Here is a 2174-nt window from a genome sequence, read left to right as displayed (position 1 = left end):
ACGAACAGGACCCCAAGACCCGCACCGCACCGCCCTCCGAGCTGGCCCAGTCCTCCGCGCCGACGAGCAGCCACCCGGCCGCCTCGCCCAGCGACGACCCCTCGCGCGTCACCGACGAACTCAACGGCATCACGCTGCCCGTGCTCGACGGCTGGCAGAAGGCCGAGAACGTCGCGGACGACTACACGTTCATCACCACCCCCGGCACCTACGACTGCCCCGAGGACGACTGGGGCCTGTGCCGCCGCGGCACCGTCTCCACGCGCACCGTCACGAGCACCGACGAGACGGACCCCGAGGTCCTCGCGAAGAAGGACGTCAAGGAGGCCGCCGACACGTCCTACGACAAGACCCCGGGCGGCGGCGAGCCCTTCGGCGGCATGACCGGCCACGAGGTCGTCGCCGCCCGGCAGGTCGCCGTCGCCGGACGCACCGGCTACCTCGTCCGCTGGAAGGTCACCACGAAGACCGGGCCCGGCGGCTACGTGCAGTCCGTGGTCTTCCCCTCGAGCTCCGGCTCCGGGGCGCTGGTCGCCGTGCGCTGCACCCTCGACGTCAGCGACGCGTCCCCGCCGCTCACCGACCTCGACAGGATCGTCAAGGGCATCCGGCCGGTCGGCGGCAGCGGCGGCGGGGGAGTGGGCAGCAGCCTCGGCCCGAGCCGGTAGGCGCGGGCGGCCACACGAAGGGCAGGCACACGAAGCTCCGCTACAGGAACGTGTAGCCCTCGCCCCGGTACGTCGGCACGGTCTCCGTCACCCGGTCCCCGGACACCAGGTGCAGCATCTCGAAGCGCTCGCACAGCTCACCGGCCTTCGCGTGCCGGAACCACACCTTGTCCCCGATCAGCAGGTCGTCGGCGGCCGCGCCCAGCAGCGGCGTCTGCACCTCACCCGGCCCCTCCTGCGGGTCGTAGCGCAGCCCCTCCGGCAGGTACGGCACCGGCAGCCGGTCCGCGCCCGCCGCACCCGACGCCGGATAGCCGCCGCCCAGCACCGTCACCACACCCACCCCGGGCCGGCGCACCACCGGCTGGGCGAACAGCGCCGCCGGACGCCCGGTGAACGACGTGTAGTTGTCGAACAGCCGCGGTACGTACAGACCCGATCCGGCCGCGATCTCCGTGACCGCGTCCTCGGCCGCCGTGTGCTGGACGCTGCCCGTCCCGCCCCCGTTCACGAACTCCAGGTCCGGCACCACCGCGCGCACCGCCCGCACCACCTCGGCGCGGCGCGCCGCCAGCTCCTTGCGCGCCGCCGCCTGCATGAGCCGGATTGCGCGCGAGCGCATCGGGCGGCCCGCCAGCGCGTCGCCGACCCCGGCCACATGTCCCTCGTACGCCATCAGACCCACCAGGCGGAAACCGGGCCGCCGGTCCACCACCCGGGCCAGCTCGGCCAGTTGCTCCGGGGTGCGCAGCGGCGAACGCAGCGCGCCGATGCGCACCCGGCCGCCCAGCACCCGCCACGACGTGTCGAGCTCCAGGCACACCCGGATCTCCTCGCGCCCCCCGTCCCGCGCCGCGTCGATCAGCCGCAGCTGCGCCGGATCGTCGATCATCACGGTCACCGCGGCGGCCAGCTTCGGATCGTGCGCCAACTCGGCGAAACCGCTCCGGTCCGCCGACGGGTAGGCGAGCAGCACGTCCTCGATCCCGGAGCGCGCCAGCCACACGGACTCCGCGAGCGTGAACGACATGACGCCCGCGAACCCGTCCCGCGCCAGCACCCGTTCGAGCAGTGTCCGGCAGCGCACGGACTTGCTCGCCACCCGCACCGGCTTCCCCGCCGCACGGCGGACCAGGTCGTCGGCATTGGCGTCGAAGGCGTCGAGATCGACGATCGCGACGGGAGCGTCGAGATGTGCGGTGGCCCGGTCGAAGCGGGCCCGGTCGGCGGCGCGCGGTGTCATGTCCGAAGCCTGCCAGACCTGATTACCCCGGGGTAGAGGGACGTTACGGGCAGATCGGCCGAGCCCGCCGACCGATGCCCCGCTGACCTGCCCGGGCCCGTTAGAGTGACGCGCACGCAGGCTGACGAAACGGGGAGGCATGAGCACGGAAGCCCGGCGCGTCCCGCCACGCCCTGCCACTCCGCCCCGGCCCACCGGGCCCCCGGCCGCCGTCCCGCCCGCGCCCACGGAGCCCCCTGCCCCGGTCCCCTCGGCGCGCTTCC

Annotated in this window: 2 protein-coding genes; one reads left to right on the top strand and one right to left on the bottom strand. The window is 74.1% G+C overall.

The window, feature by feature from the left end; genetic code table 11:
• Positions 1-668, top strand: a 668-nt coding sequence (locus GTW43_RS25185; RefSeq protein ID WP_161304300.1) for a hypothetical protein, incomplete at its 5' end; no start/stop codon positions are given.
• A gap of 40 nt (positions 669-708) precedes the next feature.
• Here GTW43_RS25185 and GTW43_RS25180 read toward each other — a convergent pair.
• The gene (locus GTW43_RS25180) at positions 709-1911 is read right to left on the bottom strand and encodes an amino acid deaminase/aldolase (RefSeq protein ID WP_161304299.1); all 1203 of its coding nucleotides are present in this window, start codon (positions 1909-1911) and stop codon (positions 709-711) included.
• Between the last annotated feature and the right edge of the window lie 263 nt (positions 1912-2174).

It is taken from the genome of Streptomyces sp. SID5785, assembly GCF_009870065.1.
GTDB lineage: Bacteria > Actinomycetota > Actinomycetes > Streptomycetales > Streptomycetaceae > Streptomyces.
Note: the sequence above shows the minus strand (reverse complement) of the source record. Positions and strands in the feature narration are given on the sequence as shown.

Bases quoted from the DNA above. Each gene is read 5' to 3' on its own strand.
- GTW43_RS25180 (WP_161304299.1), bottom strand. From the start codon at position 1,911: ATGACACCGCGCGCCGCCGACCGGGCCCGCTTCGACCGGGCCACCGCA.